This window comes from Providencia sp. PROV255, assembly GCF_028478065.1.
Lineage (GTDB): Bacteria > Pseudomonadota > Gammaproteobacteria > Enterobacterales > Enterobacteriaceae > Providencia > Providencia rettgeri.
The window spans coordinates 32627-53747 of the sequence record NZ_JAMPMI010000013.1; the positions used below are offsets into that span (position 1 = coordinate 32627).

17 protein-coding genes are annotated in these 21121 nt (G+C 40.4%); 14 read left to right on the forward strand and 3 right to left on the reverse strand.

Annotated elements, in window-relative coordinates; translation table 11 throughout:
- Nucleotides 1–8 precede the first annotated feature (8 nt).
- The 6 genes from cytR (at nucleotide 9) to rraA (ending at nucleotide 5715) form a co-directional block, all read left to right on the forward strand.
- Nucleotides 9–1037: a DNA-binding transcriptional regulator CytR gene (gene cytR / locus PR725_RS14825; protein WP_004907050.1), complete on the forward strand. Its 1029-nt coding sequence runs from the start codon at nucleotides 9–11 to the stop codon at nucleotides 1035–1037.
- A 73-nt stretch (nucleotides 1038–1110) separates the two neighbouring features.
- Nucleotides 1111–1917 (forward strand): cell division protein FtsN, encoded by an 807-nt coding sequence (gene ftsN / locus PR725_RS14830; RefSeq protein WP_109912967.1) that lies wholly within the window; start codon nucleotides 1111–1113, stop codon nucleotides 1915–1917.
- A 166-nt stretch (nucleotides 1918–2083) separates the two neighbouring features.
- Nucleotides 2084–2614, forward strand: a complete 531-nt coding sequence (gene hslV, locus PR725_RS14835) for an ATP-dependent protease subunit HslV (RefSeq protein WP_004265304.1) — start codon at nucleotides 2084–2086, stop codon at nucleotides 2612–2614.
- Nucleotides 2615–2625: 11 nt separating this feature from the next.
- Nucleotides 2626–3960, forward strand: coding sequence for an HslU--HslV peptidase ATPase subunit (gene hslU / locus PR725_RS14840; RefSeq protein WP_004265302.1), 1335 nt, complete (start codon nucleotides 2626–2628; stop codon nucleotides 3958–3960).
- A 187-nt stretch (nucleotides 3961–4147) separates the two neighbouring features.
- Nucleotides 4148–5071, forward strand: coding sequence for a 1,4-dihydroxy-2-naphthoate polyprenyltransferase (locus tag PR725_RS14845; protein ID WP_004907041.1), 924 nt, complete (start codon nucleotides 4148–4150; stop codon nucleotides 5069–5071).
- Nucleotides 5072–5190: 119 nt separating this feature from the next.
- Nucleotides 5191–5715, forward strand: a complete 525-nt coding sequence (rraA, locus tag PR725_RS14850) for a ribonuclease E activity regulator RraA (RefSeq protein ID WP_004907040.1) — start codon at nucleotides 5191–5193, stop codon at nucleotides 5713–5715.
- A gap of 208 nt (nucleotides 5716–5923) precedes the next feature.
- On the opposite strand, the gene zapB is transcribed toward rraA, so the two are convergent.
- Complete coding sequence (gene zapB, locus PR725_RS14855) at nucleotides 5924–6163, reverse strand: cell division protein ZapB (RefSeq protein WP_004265299.1); 240 nt, start codon at nucleotides 6161–6163, stop codon at nucleotides 5924–5926.
- Nucleotides 6164–6468: 305 nt separating this feature from the next.
- On the opposite strand from zapB, the gene PR725_RS14860 reads away from it, so the two are divergent.
- The 3 genes from PR725_RS14860 (at nucleotide 6469) to PR725_RS14870 (ending at nucleotide 12870) form a co-directional block, all read left to right on the forward strand.
- Nucleotides 6469–7329, forward strand: coding sequence for an MIP/aquaporin family protein (locus PR725_RS14860; RefSeq protein ID WP_004265297.1), 861 nt, complete (start codon nucleotides 6469–6471; stop codon nucleotides 7327–7329).
- 3 nt (nucleotides 7330–7332) lie between these two features.
- Nucleotides 7333–8859, forward strand: a complete 1527-nt coding sequence (gene glpK, locus PR725_RS14865; protein ID WP_115168153.1) for a glycerol kinase GlpK — start codon at nucleotides 7333–7335, stop codon at nucleotides 8857–8859.
- A 198-nt stretch (nucleotides 8860–9057) separates the two neighbouring features.
- Nucleotides 9058–12870 (forward strand): hypothetical protein, encoded by a 3813-nt coding sequence (locus tag PR725_RS14870; RefSeq protein ID WP_272569548.1) that lies wholly within the window; start codon nucleotides 9058–9060, stop codon nucleotides 12868–12870.
- A gap of 42 nt (nucleotides 12871–12912) precedes the next feature.
- On the opposite strand, the gene emrD is transcribed toward PR725_RS14870, so the two are convergent.
- Nucleotides 12913–14097, reverse strand: coding sequence for a multidrug efflux MFS transporter EmrD (emrD, locus tag PR725_RS14875; protein WP_196718897.1), 1185 nt, complete (start codon nucleotides 14095–14097; stop codon nucleotides 12913–12915).
- 478 nt (nucleotides 14098–14575) lie between these two features.
- On the opposite strand from emrD, the gene fpr reads away from it, so the two are divergent.
- Nucleotides 14576–15322: a ferredoxin--NADP(+) reductase gene (fpr, locus tag PR725_RS14880; protein WP_109912962.1), complete on the forward strand. Its 747-nt coding sequence runs from the start codon at nucleotides 14576–14578 to the stop codon at nucleotides 15320–15322.
- Nucleotides 15323–15395: 73 nt separating this feature from the next.
- Here the strand turns inward: fpr and PR725_RS14885 are convergent, their stop codons facing one another.
- Entirely contained in the window at nucleotides 15396–15815 is a 420-nt protein-coding gene (locus tag PR725_RS14885; RefSeq protein ID WP_272569552.1) for a DUF805 domain-containing protein, read from the reverse strand.
- Nucleotides 15816–15850: 35 nt separating this feature from the next.
- On the opposite strand from PR725_RS14885, the gene PR725_RS14890 reads away from it, so the two are divergent.
- From PR725_RS14890 to PR725_RS14905, 4 genes are all read left to right on the forward strand, one after another.
- The gene (locus tag PR725_RS14890) at nucleotides 15851–16480 is read left to right on the forward strand and encodes a DUF1454 family protein (RefSeq protein ID WP_181937089.1); all 630 of its coding nucleotides are present in this window, start codon (nucleotides 15851–15853) and stop codon (nucleotides 16478–16480) included.
- 178 nt (nucleotides 16481–16658) lie between these two features.
- Nucleotides 16659–17429, forward strand: coding sequence for a triose-phosphate isomerase (gene tpiA, locus PR725_RS14895; protein ID WP_004907024.1), 771 nt, complete (start codon nucleotides 16659–16661; stop codon nucleotides 17427–17429).
- A gap of 434 nt (nucleotides 17430–17863) precedes the next feature.
- Nucleotides 17864–18808 carry an OmpG family monomeric porin gene (locus PR725_RS14900; protein WP_004907022.1) on the forward strand — a complete coding sequence of 315 codons (945 nt, stop codon included), beginning with the start codon at nucleotides 17864–17866 and terminating at the stop codon, nucleotides 18806–18808.
- A gap of 424 nt (nucleotides 18809–19232) precedes the next feature.
- Nucleotides 19233–21113: a glycoside hydrolase family 3 protein gene (locus PR725_RS14905; protein WP_117163000.1), complete on the forward strand. Its 1881-nt coding sequence runs from the start codon at nucleotides 19233–19235 to the stop codon at nucleotides 21111–21113.
- Nucleotides 21114–21121 lie beyond the last annotated feature (8 nt).

Consider the following 21121-nt stretch of genomic DNA (forward strand, 5'->3'; position numbering starts at 1 on the left):
AAGGCGTTGTGGAAAGTAAAAAACACAATAACACGGCAACGATGAAAGATGTTGCTAGTGCCGCGGGCGTTTCGACAGCGACGGTGTCAAGAACACTCATGAACCCGGAAAAAGTTTCTTTGCAAACACGCCAAAAAGTCGAACAAGCGGTGATGGATGTTGGTTATTATCCTCATAACCTTGCTAGAAGCTATAAGCGCAATGAATCAAAAACTATTCTTGTGCTTGTTCCCAATATCCGCGATCCGTTCTTTAGTGATGTCGTCTGCGGGATTGAAGAAATCGCTGCTCAAGAAGGCTATTTTGTTTTGATTGGAGACTGTAAACACCAAGAAAAACAAGAAAATGCTTTTATTAATCTCATTATTACTAAACAAATTGATGGTATGGTTTTACTGGGTTCCAATATTCCGTTCGATATCTCAACGGAAGAGCAGAAAAACCTTCCTCCGATAGTGATGGCAAATGAATTTGCGCCTGAGCTAAAACTGCCTACTGTGCATATCGATAACCTCACGGCTGCATTTAATGCGACACATTACCTGCAAAAACAAGGCCATAAACTGATTGCTTGTATTGCAGGGCCTGATCATATGCCTTTAAGTCAATACCGTTTAGAAGGTTATAAAAAAGCCATGTTGCGCACAGGCGAAAAATTGCGTGAAAATTATATTATTCGTGGCGATTTTACCCATGAAGGTGGCGCTGAAGCCGTGAAAACATTAATGTCACTTCCCGAACCACCTACTGCTATCTTTTGTCACAGTGATATCATGGCGATTGGTGCGATGTGGCAAGCGAAAAAAATGGGCTTGAAGCTCCCTGATGACCTTTCTTTTGTTGGTTTCGATAACTTAGAGCAATCAAAATACACCTTGCCAGCCCTAACAACTATTAATCAACCTCGTGCTGAAATTGGTCATCATGCGATGCAATTACTGCTTGAGCAAATCCATGGACACAATGTAAACCCGGGTTCACGTCTCCTAGATTCTGATTTAATCATCAGAGAGAGCACAAAAGCGCCTAAAAGCTAGTCAAAGTTGCTCGGGTTAAGTAACATGTTAAGCCAAATGATGACGAACAATTGATAACTAGTGAATTAATAGCGTGGCACAAAAAGATTATGTAGCTCGGGGGCGCTCATCCGCCCGTAAAAAAAGCAAAGGTAAATCAAAGAAAGCACAAGGACTACCAATGACAACATTGGTTGTTGCTGTGGCAATTGTCGTGCTATTTGTTGGCGGCCTGTTTTATATCACTCAAAATAAAAAGGACACACCGCCCCCCCAAGTTGTCACACCAACAACACCGGGAAGTACGCTTCCACCAAAGCCTGAAGAACGTTGGCGCTATATTAAAGAGCTCGAACGCCGTGGTGTGGATATGCCAAATATTCAACAACCGAGTACTGGCAATAATATTGTGCGCCCATCAGATTTAACACCTGAACAGCGCCAGCTATTAGAACAAATTGATTCTGACAGACGCCAGCCTGTCACTAACTTGCAAGAAATCCCTGCAAACGGTAAACCAGTACCGCGCTCCCAAGTGCTCATCAATGAGCCAACTCAACCTGTCGAGCCAGTACAACGTAAACCAGCGGTCAATATCCCTCCAAAACTTGAGGCTCAACCAACCGCGCCCGCAGCTCAGCCACAAACGGCACCAAGCACTAAACCGACAAACAGCTTGCAAAATATGGTTGTTCAATGTGGTTCATTCCGTACAGCAGAACAAGCCGAGTCTGTGCAAGCTACTTTGGCATTCTCAGGTATTGAAAGCCGTGTAAGCGCAGGTGGAGGTTGGCACCGTATCGTTTTAGGGCCTTATTCCAAGTCAACTGCCGAAAAAATGCGTGACCGAGCAGCAAGTGCAGGTGTTTCCGGTTGTATTCTTCGTGCTTCTGGGGGTTGAAAAATTCCTCCTTCCCCCCCATGTACTGTTTTAATGTACTCATGAGCGGTACTTTGTGGCTTCAACCTAGTTCAAGTGATAGTTAATTAGACAACTATCACTTGAATTTATTCTTTTGAAAATCACATACAACCGCATTTTTTTGTAATAAACCAGGGGCTAACTCATGACAACAATCGTAAGTGTTCGCCGTAATGGCCAGGTCGTAATTGGTGGTGATGGACAGGCGACGATGGGTAATACCGTCATGAAAGGCAATGTCCGCAAAGTTCGCCGTTTATACAACGACAAAGTCATTGCCGGATTTGCCGGTGGCACCGCAGACGCATTCACATTATTTGAACTGTTTGAGCGCAAACTCGAACTTCATCAAGGCCATTTAACGAAAGCAGCCGTTGAACTTGCTAAAGATTGGCGCACTGACCGCATGCTTCGCAAGTTAGAAGCCTTGTTAGCTGTCGCCGATGAACACACTTCACTGATCATTACGGGTAATGGTGATGTGGTTCAACCGGAAAATGACTTAATTGCTATTGGCTCCGGTGGCCCATATGCGCAATCAGCCGCACGTGCTTTGTTAGAAAATACAGACTTAAGCGCCAAAGAGATCGCTGAAAAAGCACTCGCTATTGCAGGTGATATCTGTATTTACACCAACCATAATGTCAACTTTGAAGAAATTTCTTCAAAATCATAAGGATTGCTAGTATGTCCGAAATGACTCCACGCGAAATTGTCAGCGAACTCGACAATCATATTATTGGCCAGAATAAAGCCAAACGTTCTGTTGCGATTGCTCTGCGTAACCGCTGGCGCCGTATGCAGTTAAATGAAGTGTTACGTCACGAAGTCACCCCAAAAAATATTTTGATGATTGGGCCAACAGGGGTGGGTAAAACTGAAATTGCTCGCCGCCTTGCGAAATTAGCCAATGCGCCATTTATTAAAGTCGAAGCGACTAAATTTACTGAAGTCGGCTATGTCGGTAAAGAAGTTGACTCGATTATTCGCGATTTAACTGACTCCGCCGTTAAAATGGTGCGTTTACAGTCTATTGAAAAGAATCGCTATCGTGCCGAAGAAATGGCTGAAGAGCGTATTTTGGACGTTCTTATTCCACCAGCAAAAAATAACTGGGGGCAGTCTGAACCAACGGATGAGCATTCCCCTGCTCGCCAAGCATTCCGTAAAAAATTACGTGAAGGCCAATTAGACGATAAAGAAATTGAAATTGAAGTCGCTGCATCCCCTATGGGTGTTGAAATTATGGCGCCTCCTGGCATGGAAGAGATGACGAACCAGTTACAATCCATGTTCCAAAACTTAGCAGGCCAAAAGCAGAAGCCACGTAAGATGAAAATCAAAGAGGCATTCAAACTGCTAGTTGAAGAAGAAGCGGCTAAATTAGTCAACCCTGAAGAGCTAAAAGAACAAGCGATTGAAGCAGTTGAACAAAATGGTATTGTCTTCATCGATGAGTTCGACAAAATTTGTAAACGTGGTGGCCAAAGCTCGGGGCCAGATGTCTCTCGAGAAGGGGTTCAACGCGATTTACTGCCATTAATCGAAGGCTGCACCATTTCGACTAAGCACGGCATGGTCAAAACTGACCACATTCTGTTTATCGCTTCAGGTGCGTTCCAAGTTTCGAGCCCATCAGACTTGATCCCTGAACTCCAAGGTCGCTTGCCAATTCGTGTTGAATTACAAGCGCTGACAACTGAAGATTTTGTGCGTATTTTGACGGAACCAAATGCCTCATTAACTGAACAGTATAAAGCGCTGATGGCAACAGAAGGCGTGAATATTGAATTCACGACTGACGGTATTCGTAAAATTGCGGAGTCCGCATGGCAAGTCAATGAGTCAACCGAAAACATTGGTGCTCGTCGCTTGCACACCGTGCTTGAGCGTTTAATGGAAGATATTTCTTTCGATGCCAGTGACCGTAACGGGCAAACTATCCAAATCGATGCAGACTATGTCAGACAACACTTAGATGAGCTGGTGGCGGATGAAGACCTGAGTAGATTTATTTTATAATCTTATTAATTATCTGGTTTTCATGTATCCTTAATATACATCGACTAAAGTGCAGCTTTTATCGCTGCACTTTTTTCTATTAAATATTCTGCCCATTACATTGAAAATACTCAGGTATCTCTCTATATGATGGGCTATTAAATTATTAAGAACACATCTCTAAAGAGTTTGAATTATAGGTAACTGCATGCAGTCGACATCCACAACAATAAGTCGTAAACAAGCTTGGATTGAAAGTCTCCGCCCTAAAACCCTACCTTTAGGGGTGATTGCGATTGTGACAGGCTCTGCACTCGCTTATTTAACTAATAATTTTAAATGGCCCGTCGCTTTATTAGCACTCATCACGGCGGGTTTATTACAGATTTTATCTAACCTTGCGAATGACTATGGTGACGCAGTCAAAGGCTCTGATACAGCAGAACGTATTGGTCCATTACGTGGTATGCAAAAAGGTGTTATCACGCAAGCGGACATGAAAAAGGCGCTCAAGCTAAATATTACAGCGGCCTGCCTTTCTGGCTTACTATTAATTATTGTCGCATGTGAAAAGCCAGAGGATGCCATTGGTTTCGTCGCATTAGGCCTTATTGCTATCGTTGCTGCAATTACCTATACCGTTGGCAAAAAACCCTATGGGTACCTAGGGTTAGGGGATATTTCTGTCTTAATTTTCTTTGGCTGGCTAAGTGTTATTGGGACTTATTATTTACAAGCTAATAGTTTTAATATCATCACTGTCCTGCCCGCAACTGCCTGTGGGTTGCTCTCTGTCGCAGTACTGAATATCAATAATATGCGTGATATCGAAAATGATATTAAAGCAGGTAAAAACACCTTAGCGGTACGTTTAGGTCCCCAAGGAGCTCGAATTTATCACACCATTATTATTGTTGCGGCAATTTTATGTTTGGCATTTTTTAACCTAATTTACTTGCACGGGTGGAGTGGTTGGTTATTTTTATTAGCCGTACCGATGCTAATGAACCATTTACGCCGCGTTCTGAGTGACCCTACCCCAGAAGGCATGCGTCCTTTACTCGAAAATATGGTGAAAGCTGCACTCGTGACCAACGTTTTATTCTCCATTGGCGTTGTAATGAGCAAATAACAGTCACTATTTGTCGTTTTTTTGACTTTTTCCGCCTATTTTTAGGCGGCTAACTTTGCCAAGTACTGTTGAAAAGGGATATACTGGCTACCTCTTGCAGCAAAAAAGACCTAACTCCTATGAAATATGATACTTCCGAACTCTGCGATATTTACCAAGAAAGCGTTAATGTGGTAGAACCCCTTTTCTCCAACTTTGGTGGACGTACTTCATTTGGCGGTCAAATCATTACAGTTAAGTGCTTTGAAGATAATGGCCTACTGTATGATTTGCTGGAAGAAGACGGCACTGGGCGCATTCTACTGGTTGACGGTGGCGGCTCTGTCCGTAAGGCACTCATTGATGCTGAAATTGCAAGACTCGCCGTTGATAACCACTGGGAAGGCATTGTGGTTTATGGTGCCGTCCGTCAGGTGGATGCACTAATGGAGCTTGACCTCGGTATTCAAGCTATTGCGGCGATGCCTGCAGGTTGCCCAGATGAAGGCATCGGTGAAAGTGATATCCGCGTTAATTTCGGCGGCGTCACTTTCTTCTCAGGTGATTACCTTTATGCCGATAATACTGGCATTATTCTTTCTGAAGAGCCATTAATCCCGTCTGAGAACGACGATTTTATCGAAGATGACAATATCGACGCATAATCCGTTAAAAATTCTATAAATAAGGGCTGCAATAATTTGCAGCCCTTATTTTTATACTCTAGAACATGGGGTGTGATGAAGATTTCTCTAAATAATTCGTGTTGTAGGTAGGCGGCAAAGTCGATAAGACCCTAGGAGCATACACAAGTATGTGACTAGGGCGAAGAGACGAAGCCAACACCCCTACAACGCGAAGTATGACGAGAAATTACACTTCTTCCATCTTACCCAGCAGAGTCCGTAAACGCTCTTGCCAAGCTTGCTGCTCTTGTTTTAATTGTTCATTTTCACGCACCAGTGAATCCGTACCTGACTTTGCTGTTTCCAACTCTTGGCTTAGTGCACCATTTTTATCTTTTAATTCATCGATTTCCATTTGTAACAGTGTGATTGTATCAATCGCTTGTTGGACTTTGGATTCGAGTTTCTCAAATACTTCAAATGACATAATTCTGGTCTCCCTTATCAGCTTTTACACGATTGTAAGTAGCATGATCCTCTGTGTCCAGTTCCTTCCTTCTGAATCGTAATAACCTTCATAAAAAAACACTGGTCAGATCACATCACAAAGGTCGAATTCATCACTATTTTTGATTGTTTTGTTTCGCTTTAGTGATGCAACACACATTTTTCAATTTCGATATTTCTCGTTTATGTTCTTTAACGATAAATTCACAGTTAATGATTTTCGATTAGAAAATCTTAACTTAAAAAAACATTACAATATTTTTCATTTTCGTAGGATAGAAACATATGAGCCAAATGACGACTACATCACTCACAGGTCAGTGCATCTCAGAGTTTTTAGGGACTGCGCTACTGGTATTTTTTGGTCTAGGCTGTGTTGCTGCCGTTAGAATAGCTGGCGCACAACTAGGTTTATGGGAAATTAGTATTATCTGGGGCTTCGGCGTTGCTTTAGCCGTTTACCTAACAGCGGGTACTTCCGGTGCTCACTTAAACCCAGCCGTTACTCTCGCATTATGGCTATTTGCGTGTTTTGATAAACGCAAAGTCGTCCCTTATATCATCGCACAGATGCTAGGAGGCTTCTTTGCTGCCGCCTTAGTTTACTCAATGTATTCCCCTGTATTTTTCGATTACGACCAAGTCCACCATATCATTAGAGGCTCACAAGAAAGCTTATTCACTGCTGGTGTTTTCTCAACCTACCCTGCACCACAAATTAGTGTTCCTCATGCATTCTTTATTGAGGTCATTATTGCTGCCATTCTTGTTTGCTTAATACTCGCCCTAACCGATGATGGCAATGGTGTCCCTCGTGGCCCACTTGCTCCATTATTAATTGGTATTTTGATTGCCGTCATCGGCGGGTCATTTGGCGCACTCACAGGATTTGCACTCAACCCAGCTCGTGACTTCGGTCCAAAGGTTGTCGCTTATCTCGCTGGTTGGGGTGATATCGCTCTCACCGGTGGCCGCGATATTCCCTATTTTCTCGTCCCATTGACAGCACCTATTGTTGGTGGTCTGCTAGGCGCATTCGCCTATCGCAAACTAATTGGTCGCCACTTACCTTGCATGGTATGTGAAGAAGAGACCAAAACAGAAAAATTATCCGTTAAAAACACCAAATCCTCGGAACAGGCTTAAATTATGACAACTGAAACCACTATTGCGAAAAAGTATATTGTTGCACTCGACCAAGGCACAACCAGCTCACGTGCTGTTGTACTCGACCATGATGCAAATATTGTCAGTATTTCACAACGTGAATTCACCCAAATTTATCCTAAACCAGGCTGGGTAGAACACGACCCAATGGAAATATGGGCATCACAAAGCTCAACACTTGTGGAAGTTCTCGCTAAAGCAGATATTCGTACCGATGAAGTCGCTGGGATTGGGATCACTAACCAACGTGAAACTACCATCGTATGGGAAAAAGCCACTGGTAAGCCCGTTTATAATGCGATTGTGTGGCAATGTCGCCGCACTGCTGATTTTTGTACGCATTTAAAACAAAATGACCGTGATCTAGAGGAATACATTCGCCAAAATACCGGCCTGGTTGTTGACCCCTATTTCTCCGGTACCAAAGTAAAATGGATTTTAGATCATGTTGAAGGTGCACGTGAACGTGCCGAGAAAGGAGAATTACTATTTGGGACTGTCGATACTTGGCTCGTTTGGAAAATGACACAAGGGCGTGTTCATGTCACTGACTACACCAATGCTTCCCGAACCATGTTGTTCAATATCCGTAACCTTGAGTGGGATGACAAAATCCTCAAAGCACTGAATATTCCACGTGCGATGCTCCCTGAGGTACGCCCTTCTTCCGAAGTCTACGGGCAAACCAACATTGGGGGGAAAGGCGGAACACGTATTCCAATTTCAGGGATGGCAGGAGACCAACAAGCCGCACTTTATGGTCAACTGTGTGTTAAATCAGGGATGGCAAAAAATACCTATGGCACTGGCTGTTTCCTACTGCTGAACACCGGCGAAACCGCTGTACGCTCAAATCACGGCCTACTGACGACCATCGCATGCGGCCCAAAAGGCGAAGTCAATTATGCCCTTGAAGGTGCAGTATTCGTCGGCGGTGCGTCTATTCAGTGGCTACGTGATGAATTGAAACTTATCGATGAAGCGACGGACTCTGAATATTTCGCCACTAAAGTAAAAGACAGTAATGGCGTGTATGTTGTTCCTGCCTTTACAGGTTTAGGTGCTCCATATTGGGACCCGTATGCACGCGGAGCAATCTTTGGCTTAACCCGTGGTGCAAACCGCAACCATATCATCCGCGCAACATTAGAATCTATCGCTTATCAAACCCGTGATGTACTTGACGCCATGCAAGCAGACTCTGGTGAACGCTTAAAAGCACTGCGCGTTGATGGGGGCGCTGTCGCTAATAATTTCTTAATGCAATTCCAATCAGATATTTTAGGTACCCCTGTCGAGCGCCCTGAAGTGCGAGAAAGCACCGCACTGGGTGCAGCCTACCTTGCTGGTTTAGCGGTTGGTTTTTGGAGTAACCTTGATGAGTTACAAAGTAAAGCCACCATTGAGCGCGTATTCAAACCGGGTATTGAAACAACAGAACGTAATTTCAAATACGAAGGGTGGAAAAAAGCGGTTGCCCGTGCTCAAGAATGGGAAGATCGCGGTTAATTTTTAATTCAAAACAAATCGCTCAAAGGCAGCACTGAAGTGCTGCCTTTCTTTTTCATAAAACTAATTAACTAATAAATATAAAATCAATAATCAGATTAATAATAAATTAGAAGAACAATAAATATTTATTTAAAGTTATCTAGTAAGAGGAAAATTACCTATTGATATTTTAAGAAATAAATAAAGGATACGGTTATGGAAAACCGATACGAAGAACAAAATAAACCCATTTCATCCATTAAAAACCAATATGATAGCAATATTAAACAACAACCATTAAAAATTGGCTTATACGCAAATAAAAGTAGGGTCGTAGTTATTGATAATAACTCACCATTATTAAAAAGCTTAAGCCTTGACCCTACGTTTTCAAAAGAGGGCAAAGCCGCTCATGAGCTATTTAGCTGGCTTATAAATAAGCCGCGAATTATAGGAGAAACTAAAAAAAGCTACATTGCTAGCACGTTACCAGAGTCTCAATTTTCTGGTTTCAAGTTCCATTCCAAGCAAGGCATATTTGTAGAAAGCTTTAATTCACCCCATGAATGGATCGACGGAGAAGTTAGAGCACAGGCCCAGCTCGCTGATTTATTGCTGCCAAGTGGGGAATGGCATCGCCATTATAGTATCGTAGTCTTGCCCGAAAGTGCCAATGATAAACAAATCGAACTCATTCGCCATTGGTTGGAGCTCACTGGAGGTAGTTTATTGATAGTAAAAGATAAACAAAAAAAAATATCAGCTTCTACTCAACAATTAATTAATGAACTTCGCCCAGTAGAGCACATTGAGCTAGCCAGCAATACCTTAGAAAATCACAACTTCCAACAAATTATTACCCTACCACCCCACACAATAAGCTCATTGAAGCTAACAGATGAATTACGAAAAAACAGTCAATATTTTTCAGTATCCATAAAAAACACCAATAATAACAATATATTATCCTTACATGACATCCCAATTACAGAAACATCATCTTGGCAAAAGATTGCCCATTCAATCGAAACCGATGTTAATAGAATGATGGTAGAACACCAGCTTCCTGCGGTTAAAATCAGCTATGAAAAGAATACCTTAAAACTTGTTGGGGAGAATATCATTTTTCGCCAATTTCAATTGAAACAAACAAAACAAGTAACCTCCCGATATAATGAGCAAAAGCAGATTCCTCAAATCCTACCTATTTTAGTAACAGAAAACCCGGATGAGCTGCCAAATCAGCTGGTCGTAGGCGCTATAACAGGAAAACTACCCAATATCCCTCATATTAAGGGTTACAAAATCCTTGAGCAGCCCAAATTTGGTCGATTAACGTTAAATAATATTACCAATGAGTGGCAATATATTGCCAATAACGCAAAATTTAAAACCCAGTCAGATCAGTTTGATTTTATCGCCATACTGCCTAATGGGCAGGAATCTCAGCCTATTTCAATTCAGCTACAGACCGAAAATGCACCACAACATCGTATTCCAGGGAAACGTATATTTTCCGTTCAAAACCCAGTTTATCATGAACCTCAACGGCGTTATCACCCCACACCAAGCGATATGCAAATCCATAATATTCAACTAGCGCAAACTCACCTGCAGAATATGACAGATAAGCATATGAGCTTAACGGCTAATCGCTGGGCATTATTGAATTTAGAAATAACAAGTATAAACGCAGCGAAATCCCCCGATATTGAGGCGATTATCAGTAATAAAGAAAGAAAAATATTAGGCCGAATAAGACTTACAGGGCCAGACCATTTACCTAAAATATTGACAGCACTTCCCCGCCAGCCCAATGTCTCCGCACAAGATTGGCATCAGCAACGCTTTACCGCCCCGCTAAAAGGTGAGTGGATACAACCGGATATCAACATCATTATCACTGTTAATGGCAAACCTATTATCACAGAGGAAACTAACCAGTATGGTGTATTTTCACCCAATGTCACCCTTGATAACCACTTAATTGTTCATGTTGATAGCCACAGTTTATACCAACAAGGGCATGGTGTTTATTCATCATCACCACTAAGTTGGGGAAAAGAAGCTGCAACAATCTTACCGATCGGGCAGTTCACACTGTATAGCTCTCCCGCCACAGTAAGTCACCCTAGCTTAACGCCATATATGACTGGCACCAATAATAACGCCATTCCGTTTATTCATCCTCATTATGATAACCCTAAAGAAATTGGCAATCACACTAACGCACAAGTTCATTGGGCTTACAATAATAGCCAACAATATAAAATTGCTAACAATGCTAATTCTGACTATCAATATACTGCGATTGAAATTTTTTCCTCAAGCTTCAATAACTTGCTATTAGGGCAAGCGTCCCGCAATCATGGAAGTGGGGTTCATGAACCTAACGTGATGTTCCATGAGGCTTTTGGTCATGGCCTTGGCTTGCCGCATACCAATTCGCAAGATCATAATAATCAGCCAGCATACCCTTACCACCCCTATGACCACGGTAAAAAACCAGCTTATAACCAATCTAGACAATATTACGTTACTTATCACTCTCCCCATACTTTTCGAAAACAAGCTATCCCAACGATGCTCTCTTATTTTGTTCCTTTTAGCAGTGATGCCTATGATGCGTTTTTACCGCACGCAGATGCCTACAACCAAAAAATTCACCAATTTTTAACTAAAAGAGTACGCTGGCAAAGTAATAAAACGAAAGGGCTGGATATTGAAGATGGAGGATTTGCTGGGGATGGTTTTTATCAGCGCTGGGATCAAATCAGAAAACAATGGGTCATACTAACTCAACAGAATTACTCAAAATATTATAACCGGATACAAATTGAGCAATTTCCTCATCAACGCGATGTACCAATTTATTGGATACAACTCCAGTCGGCTAAAATGGCGGATAATACCCTTCACCCTTATAGTACGATCACCGTTGACCGTACGGTGGGGAGCTTACCTGCGAATTACCACAATCTAAAAACCGGGACTGGCCGCCAATTTTACATTTATCATAATTATGCTTTAACAGTAACTTATGCCACGTCAAATGGTTTATTAACCGAAGTCTTACAAATTCCACACGAAACGAGTTTTAATATTGCAGATAAAGGTGAATTGGTACAATTCACCATACATGAATTGAACCGCAAAAAAGAGCTTGGACAGCTGACTTCCCGCTATAGTAACCCGAATTCTTTAGCTAATCGCCTATTAGCAAAAAGGGATGGATACACATTACCCCCCCATCTACTTCTCGATAATTATTGGCAAGGTGCCCCTATCTTCTGGGCTGCAACAGAGGAAGGTGTCGTTGATTTCTCTACAGGTAAAATTAATATCGACAAAATTACATCAAAAAGCGCACTCTGCGCCAAATGGGTAGAAAATGGTCGCCTACACCAACAATACTTTTCATTATCAGATCCCTTTGGGCAAGACAGGCAAGTTGATACATCAATGAACTTTATTGCTCTTAATCACCTTAATACCTACAAAACTGGCTATTTATTGGAAAATACGATCCACCACCAAATGATAGAAACACCATTAATCGCAGATATAAATATTGAGCAGCAGATTGATATTAGTGATTTAAACTTATCTAATGGCCAACACTCTTTTTGGGTGACACTGGTGACAAGTAATGAGCAAAAACAAATCCAAGAAAAAGTACCTGTAGAGAGCTGGTATTTTTCAGTACAACAAAATCAATTAACCATAAAAGGAACGATAGACAGCACTCCTGGGTTAAAACTGGATGGAATACTCATTCATATTGACCAGCACTTGCAAGACCATGTTGCACCGAAGTTGATTTGGCTTCAACAAAACAATCAAAACCCAACCGGACAATTAGCAGAAAATATTGAGTTTCTAGATTACAACCGACCAGTAGTATTTAATTCAGGAAGTGTTTTGCCAGAACTAATATCATCAATACCAGAAGAAGAACCTAGTTCCTTTTATTCACCGACAATGTCAATTCCACAGCACAAGCAAGCTGATATACTGCTAAGTGCGTAATCTGAAAGTCAGGCTGTGTTTTACAGCCTGACTTTCTCACAATTAAACCATACGCTCTGAATGATTCATACGTTTTGCTAAAGGCAACCAACACAATAATATGAGCGTCGACATTAAAAACATCAGTAACCCAAGACTAAACTGCCCGTTCTGCGGTAATAATGCCGAAACCCAAGTGGCAACACCTGAACCTATATTTTGCAAGCCACCCACTAATGCTCCTGCCGCCCCTGCTAAATAAGGGAAGGGCTCCATCGCACCTGTCGTTGCTAAGGGAAATAACATCCCCGCACCAAAGAAAAATACCGCTGCAGGTACTAACAGTGTCCAGGTATTCATAATCCCAAACCAACCTGGAATCCACATCATAAAGCCTGCCAATAGACAAATAAGAACGGAGTGCCACATCAAATTATAAAAGGTTTTTCCTTCTCGCCCCGCATACCAAGCACCAAAGAAAGCAGCAGGAATAGGCAATATAAATAAAATACTCACAGTAATACTATTGAGCCCTAAAACACCGCCCATTAATACACCACTACTGGCTTCAAATACGGCTATCCCAGCTAACGCGCCGACTAACATGGATAAATAAGATAGAAATGAACCGCTTGATAATAATTCCCGATATGACGCAATCATTTTATGTTTTTCAGGTGAAACAGGACGCGTTTCGGGTAACCAACGATACATGCTTAATAATACAGAAGCACCTAGGATAAACAGGAAAATATAACAAACATGCCACCCCCAGAAATGCGCCAATATTCCACCGAACATTGGGGCTAATAATGGGCTCACTAATATACCCATATTTAATAAACTATTTGCATAACGTAAGGCAGTGCCTTTATACAGATCACGAGGCATGGTTCTTGCCATCACACCTGCAACACCCGTTCCGAGGCCCTGCAACCCACTCGCTATAGTGAGTATATTTAATGTTGGCGCAAAAATCGCCACAATCGTTGAAAATAAGAAAATCGTTAAACCCGTTAAAATAACAGGTCTGCGACCAATTCGGTCAGATAACGGCCCATAAACTAACTGTGAAAAACCATAAGAAAATAAATAAGCCGCCATTACTTGTTGAACAGCACCTGAAGGCTCATTAAAATAAGTGGCAATTTCAGCAATGACAGGAACATAAATAGTTTGTGTCATTTGACCGACCGCTGCCAATGCAATTAGCATTAATAGCAAATTAAAGTGTTCCAGCTTTCTCATTTTTCTCTCAGATACATCCAATAATTCAAATACACCCTATTTTCAGACACAAAATAACGCTGCATTATCTCAATGTAATAACGCAAAATTATTTAGGTGCTTAATTATCAATATAAAATACCGCTCCACGCTTTGATGTCATTTTAAATAAGCTTTTGTGTCATTTAAAATAAATGGCAAATAGTGCGTTTCGCTTGAGTGTGACTAAGATAACAAAAGCCGTCATCTTTTCGTAGTAGTGCGACATTTTATGTTTTTCATTAATGGCAGTAATATTCGCCAGTATTGTCAACATAACTGTACATTAAAATTCAAAAAACACTCATTTCAAGAATAAATCACTGGAACACGTTATCGATAAGCATAAATAGTGAACTGTTTTAGTATTAAATCCTAGTGAACCGTGCTTTGAGTTATTCGAATTATATATTTGTCATTTTTAGCCGGTGGATATTTGAATTATAAAGAGGTGGAATGTATGGCTAATTGGGTAACAGGAACAGTGACTGAAGCCAAATTTTGGACCGACTCATTATTCAGCCTTGTTATCAAGGCCCCGATTAAACCCTTTACAGCAGGGCAATACGCAAAACTTGGACTAGAAATCGAGGGAGAACGTGTTCAACGAGCTTACTCTTATGTGAATGCGCCAAGCGATGACCGGCTCGAATTCTATTTTGTCATTGTACCAGGGGGCAAACTTAGCCCAAAACTCGCTAAACTAAAACCTAATGATACGTTACAAATTACGGATGAAGCGACGGGGTTCTTTGTTTTAGATGAAATCCCACCATGTAAAAACCTGTGGATGCTTTCAACAGGGACTGCTATTGGGCCTTTTTTGTCTATCCTACAGGAAGGTAAAGATCTGGAGCGCTTCGAGAAAATCGTTTTACTCCACGCTGTCCGTTATGAGAAAGATTTAAGCTATTTACCCTTAATGAAAACATTAGAACAACAATACCAAGGGAAATTGAAAATAGTTACCGTTGTCAGCCGTGAACATTGTGCAAATTCACTACATGGCCGTGTTCCTGCGTTAATTGAAAGCCACACTCTCGAAGATGCGGTTGGCCTAACGCTTTCACCTGAGACCTGCCATGTTATGTTATGCGGAAACCCCGAAATGGTGAGGGACACTCGCGATACATTAAAAAATAGTCATCAAATGGTTAAACATTTGCGCCGTAAACCCGGCCATATATCTAGTGAGCAATATTGGTAATGCAATGCACTACCCTGAAGCATTTTCAGGGTAGTATTCACTCTATGTGGTATTCGCGCATATGGTATCGACGCTATAGATAATCTACCGTTTCTGTTTCTTCACCATAGCGGTTAACACCCACCATTCCCAGAAAAGCGCCGCAATCTATCACCATAATCATCGTAATAAATAAGGGTAAGAAACGCCCTATACCCCATTGCCACACAGGTTCAAATTGACTGACATCGATTGAAAAGAGAGCAAATGCCAATAAAATTAGCGCAAACCACCCTCCCGATTTACCACGATCATGTAAACGCTTCACAAAGATAGCGGCCAAAGGGTAAAGTAGTAAAATAAATAACGATATAGCAAGCGTTTCAGAGAATAGCAGTACATTTTGTAACAGGGCAACTGCCGTCATTAAAATAAAAATGACCGCAATACCTACCCAAAATGGCCGGCGACCGATACGGCCTTTGAAGGAAAAAGCCCATTGTTGTAATGTCATTACCTATTATCCTGATACAATGTGGAAAACTAAAAATGAGTGGTTCAAAAATGACCCAAATTTTATTTCGTTCTGTATACGCCATCATAACCATTTTTGTACTTAGTGCGCCACAACTGGCTATCGCTCAAAAAGTACCCACTTTGCCTGATACCGATTTCAAAGTCGCCTACTTAGCCCCAGATGCCCCTTCTTTTGAACTCACCATTCCAAAATTACGCAATCAATTCAATCAGGCTAATAAAGATTTATATCTCCATGAATATAAAGTTATTGCTAGCCAAGATATCTCCGCGCCCTATATTCGCGCAGCGTCTCGTATTAACCAACAGATATACTCCTCAGCAGTGTTAGAGCGCGGTAGTGAAAAAATTAAAAGTTTACAAATTACATTACTGCCATCAGATGACCCACAAGAAACCCAAAAAAATCGGCAGTTAATGGAAAACTATACTATTGCAATGATCCATATATTTGCCCCGGAAGTTTCATTGGACAACGCCCCTGCACTTACAGAAGCTTTAAATAAATTTATTGCCAATAATAATGCGACTCACGCTGAAGAAGCGCGATTAGGGGCTTTAAGATATATTTTAGTAAAAAGTGACAATAATGTGCTTACTTTTGCTGTTGAACCGATTAAGCTAGAACAACAAACACCCTAAACTGACTGTGATCACGCTCTAAGAACAAGCATGATGAAAAGCAAAGCTATTATTATCTATTGTTCTTATAATGCGGAAGGTGAATGGCGACAACATTGTCACGTTGCGCGTGTAACATAAGCGTGTGATGAATAACTTATTGATTAATCATTAAAACTCTCTGGTTGGAGGAAATAACATGCGACATCCATTGGTAATGGGTAACTGGAAACTGAACGGCAGCACACAGATGGTCAATGACCTCGTCGCTGGCTTGCGTAATGAACTAAGCAGCGTTGATGGCTGTGATGTAGCTATTGCACCACCTGCAATTTACTTAACTCAAGCTAAACACGCGTTAGCAGGTAGCCGTATTGCGTTAGGTGCACAAAACGTTGACGTTAACCTATCAGGTGCATTTACAGGTGAAACCTCTGCTGAAATGTTAAAAGATGTTGGCGCCAAATACATCATTATCGGCCATTCAGAGCGTCGTACTTATCACAACGAAAGTGATGAATTTGTCGCTAAGAAATTTGCTGTATTAAAAGAGCAAGGCCTGATCCCAGTACTGTGTATTGGTGAAACTGAAGCTGAAAACGAAGCAGGCAAAACCGAAGAAGTATGCGCTCGTCAAATTGATGCCGTATTGAATTCTTTAGGTGCAGAAGCTTTCCAAGGTGCCGTTATCGCCTATGAGCCAATCTGGGCAATCGGTACTGGTAAGTCTGCAACACCAGCGCAAGCACAAGCAATCCATAAATTTATTCGTACTCATATTGCGAAGAAAGACGCTGCTATTGCCGAACAAGTTATCATCCAGTACGGCGGTTCTGTTAATGCTAGCAACGCGGCTGAGCTATTCACCCAACCAGATATCGATGGTGCCTTAGTGGGTGGGGCTTCTCTGAAAGCTGACGCTTTTGCTGTTATTGTTAAAGCAGCCGCTGAAGCGAAAAAAAACAAGTAAGGTTATTTTAATACCTTGAGATTAACCGCCAAATATTGGCGGTTTTTTGTTTTATTTTTTTTAATTAATGCCTCTATTAGTAATAATAGTCAATGTCTAAAATTTTATCCTCCCATGATTCCAGACCATATAAATAATTATAATTTAATTTTTAATAAAACAATAAGCAATTAATTAAATTTAAAATCAATTAACAAACAAATGATTAAAAATCTCAAAGAAAAGTATTAATAAAAATATAAGTTTATTCCCAAATAAATAAAAACAACCATAATAACAGTAGGATATAGATTATTAGCACTTTGCTTTATATATACTATCCATCATTTATTAAATAATAACGGTAGACAACCTATAAAAGTTAATACACATTTATCTCGCTAATCGCTCAACTAGATAATTAACATTAATAACTTTTACCCTGAAGGATAAATATGAAATATATAGTTAGTTTAATCTATAGCATCATAATTATATTCCCTACAATTTGTTTCTCTGAATTAAATAATGACTCTTGGCGAGTTAATACCAATATCTATTTGGAAATAGAAGAATACCAAGGTCAACGTGATTCATTTAAAAATAAAGTCTACGATAAAATCAGCACAGTTGGGCAATTAAAGTTATACAACCCTAAATCTGACTGGCGCTTCACCCTAGATCATCGTGAATCCTTAAGGAATCATGGCCGTAATTTCACAACTTCACGGGATTCTTACATTCGAAACCGTACACAAATTGATGCTATCAAAAAAATTCTCAACACTCCAAAATCAGACTTAGAACTTGGTTTTCGTTACAGAAAAGAGTCAAACGATGTCGAACCCAACGCCAAAGCGCGCTCATCGAATCGCTTATATGGCTTAACCCCAGCCGGTGAGTACCGCTTCAACGATGACTGGTCTTTTAATTTTTGGCTTTCTTATTTTTATTACAGTAATTATTTCAATGACAGTAGCCATGAAGCAGAAACCGAATATGGCGTGACCTATAAATACTCAGATGCACTAAAAGCAAAACTCACTGTTTATATTGATAACCAATGGGATAAAAATTTCAGTACCCGCTTTTTACAATCACAAGTTCGCGCTTACTTACCCATTACCATTAAGCCTAACTGGAAAATTACACCATATGTACGTTATTTCTTACAAGAAAATACCTATGACAAAAATAATTATTTAACACAGGAAATTAAAAATGGCTTCCGCATTGGCTCCCGCGTGGAATACAAAGCTACACCATCCCTGACTTTATGGAGTGAACTCGCCTACGAGCCTTCAACATGGAGATCACCAAAAAAGAATGGGATCACGTCAGGGTATGATAATAAACAAACGCTATACCTCGGTAAAATTGGCGTAAAATACCAATGGTAACCTTTAATTTGCCATCAACTTATTTCTCATAAAAAAACAAGCCATATGAAATATCATATGGCTTATATATTTTAAATTACAAAATCATTTAAATATAAGAATAAAATATTTCGAAAAGTAAATAATTAGTGAAAACATTAACTTTTTACGCTCCACTGTCGATTTAAATATCATTTAATTATAATTTATACTTACGTCACATAACAAAATAATATCAAACTGAAATTATTCTAGATTAGAATCAATTATTCTCAAAAATTTACTATTTAATATCAATTAGATAAATAAAAACCATCTCAACATTTATTTGCACTCTATTCCTCTTACTCTAAAAGAGAGAATACTACCAACTGTGAGCACTCTCACATCATAAATATATTCAGCCACTTATTATTTTTCGAAAAATAACCTAGAGAAAATAAAAATGAAGAAATTCACTTTACTTAGTGCTTGTATTTTCAGTGCATTTTCAATGGCTAACCCAATAACACAAGCCCAATTGAATGAATTATGGCAAGACAAACAAAAGTCTGCTCAAGAAATAGTGGATAATATGTCCGAGGCTGAGAAAATTGGTCAGCTCTTCATGTTAGATTTCAGATATTGGAATAAAGACAGCCATGGAGAACCCGCCCCTTTTCTCGTTATGAATGATGAAGTTTCTAAGGTTATCAATCAGTACCATCTCGGTTCAGTGATCCTATTTAGAGAAAATCTGATTGATACACCACAAACTGTGGAGTTAATTAATAAACTTCAATCTTCCCGCAGTAACCTTCCATTATTTATTGGCACCGACCAAGAAGGGGGCTATGTCACCCGCTTACGCGTAGGTACCGAAATGCCTGGTAATATGGCACTAGGCGCAACACGTAACCCAGCCCTTGCAGAGCTAACAGGGATGATCCACGGATATGAGCTATCCAGTCTTGGTTTTAATATCAATTTTGGCCCAGTTGTTGATGTTAATAACAATCAAAATAACCCAGTGATAGGGGTACGTTCATACTCAGATGATAAAAATTTAGTTGGAACTCTGGCCACCAGCTATATTCAAGGTATTCATAAATATAATTTATTGACGTCACTTAAGCATTTCCCCGGTCACGGAAATGTTTCTGCTGACTCTCATGTTGATTTACCCGTTGTTAATTCTGACGCAAAAACATGGCGAGATACTGAACTCGTCCCATTCAAATACGCGTTATCTCATGGTGCTGATGCCGTCATGACCGCACATATTATTGTACCAGCACTGGATGACCATAAAATCACCACACTTGCAGGTAAACAAGTTGGCACCCCAGCGACGCTTTCCAAACCTATTTTGCATGATATTTTACGTGATGAGCTCAACTATGACGGCTTGATAGTGACAGATGCCATGGATATGGGGGCTATTGCAGACAATTTCGATATTAATTGGGCGGTAGAAACCTCGTTACTTGCTGGCTCAGATATTATTCTTATGCCAATCAAAATGTGGGACTCCCAAGCGGTTTCTCGTTTAGATAACATGTACCGCTATTTAGAAACACAAGCAGAAAAAAATCCAGAACTGAAGAAACGTATTGATGAATCCGCAAAACGTGTGGTGCTGAAAAAGCTTCAGCAAGAAATTACGGCACAACCTGTAGACTTAGTGAAAGCGGAACAAGTCGTCGCATCAAAAGGTCATAAAGATATTGAAAATATGGTTTCTGAACAGGCTATCACATTAATTAAGAATGAGAATGTACTGCCTTATCAATTAAAACCACTCAATCGAATTTTCACTATTTCTGATGAAAAGCCACGTAATTCTTTAATTCAAAAACAGTTAAATGATATCGCACAAGAAACGGGAGTTGCGATTATTACGGGCGAAAGTGTCGTTAAATTAAATGAAAACACACTAACTCAAGATGAAGCAAAAAAACTGGTGCAAAACCAAGATTTGGTATTACTGACGACCTATAATTTAAAGGATACGCCAACGAATGCTCAGCGTATCATTGATGCTGCAAACCAGCTTAAAACCCCGATTGTTGTTATCTCTTCACGTAACCCCTATGACATTGCATACCTAAACAATGTAAGCGCAAATATTGCCATCTATGGTATCACTGGATTTGATATCACCAATAATAACCGCAATTCGTTAGAAACCAATATTCGTAGCGGGTTACGGACATTATTTGCCAACACTCATGGCCAGCCGCTAAACCCACCTCAAGGGGTGCTACCCGTTAATATCAAAAACCCACAAGGTAACAAAGTCCTGTTCCCTTATGGTCATGGCGAAACCTATTCAACAATCAATTAATTACACAG

What these genes read in the sequence shown, in the direction of transcription:
- PR725_RS14870 (WP_272569548.1), top strand. Translation starts at nt 9,058, where the DNA reads ATGGAAAACCGATACGAAGAACAAAATAAACCCATTTCATCCATTAAA.
- PR725_RS14900 (WP_004907022.1), top strand. Translation starts at nt 17,864, where the DNA reads ATGAAATATATAGTTAGTTTAATCTATAGCATCATAATTATATTCCCT.
- PR725_RS14860 (WP_004265297.1), top strand. Translation starts at nt 6,469, where the DNA reads ATGAGCCAAATGACGACTACATCACTCACAGGTCAGTGCATCTCAGAG.
- PR725_RS14890 (WP_181937089.1), top strand. Translation starts at nt 15,851, where the DNA reads ATGAGTGGTTCAAAAATGACCCAAATTTTATTTCGTTCTGTATACGCC.
- hslV (WP_004265304.1), top strand. Translation starts at nt 2,084, where the DNA reads ATGACAACAATCGTAAGTGTTCGCCGTAATGGCCAGGTCGTAATTGGT.
- emrD (WP_196718897.1), bottom strand. Translation starts at nt 14,097, where the DNA reads ATGAGAAAGCTGGAACACTTTAATTTGCTATTAATGCTAATTGCATTG.
- hslU (WP_004265302.1), top strand. Translation starts at nt 2,626, where the DNA reads ATGTCCGAAATGACTCCACGCGAAATTGTCAGCGAACTCGACAATCAT.
- glpK (WP_115168153.1), top strand. Translation starts at nt 7,333, where the DNA reads ATGACAACTGAAACCACTATTGCGAAAAAGTATATTGTTGCACTCGAC.
- rraA (WP_004907040.1), top strand. Translation starts at nt 5,191, where the DNA reads ATGAAATATGATACTTCCGAACTCTGCGATATTTACCAAGAAAGCGTT.
- PR725_RS14905 (WP_117163000.1), top strand. Translation starts at nt 19,233, where the DNA reads ATGAAGAAATTCACTTTACTTAGTGCTTGTATTTTCAGTGCATTTTCA.
- PR725_RS14885 (WP_272569552.1), bottom strand. Translation starts at nt 15,815, where the DNA reads ATGACATTACAACAATGGGCTTTTTCCTTCAAAGGCCGTATCGGTCGC.
- tpiA (WP_004907024.1), top strand. Translation starts at nt 16,659, where the DNA reads ATGCGACATCCATTGGTAATGGGTAACTGGAAACTGAACGGCAGCACA.
- zapB (WP_004265299.1), bottom strand. Translation starts at nt 6,163, where the DNA reads ATGTCATTTGAAGTATTTGAGAAACTCGAATCCAAAGTCCAACAAGCG.
- PR725_RS14845 (WP_004907041.1), top strand. Translation starts at nt 4,148, where the DNA reads ATGCAGTCGACATCCACAACAATAAGTCGTAAACAAGCTTGGATTGAA.
- fpr (WP_109912962.1), top strand. Translation starts at nt 14,576, where the DNA reads ATGGCTAATTGGGTAACAGGAACAGTGACTGAAGCCAAATTTTGGACC.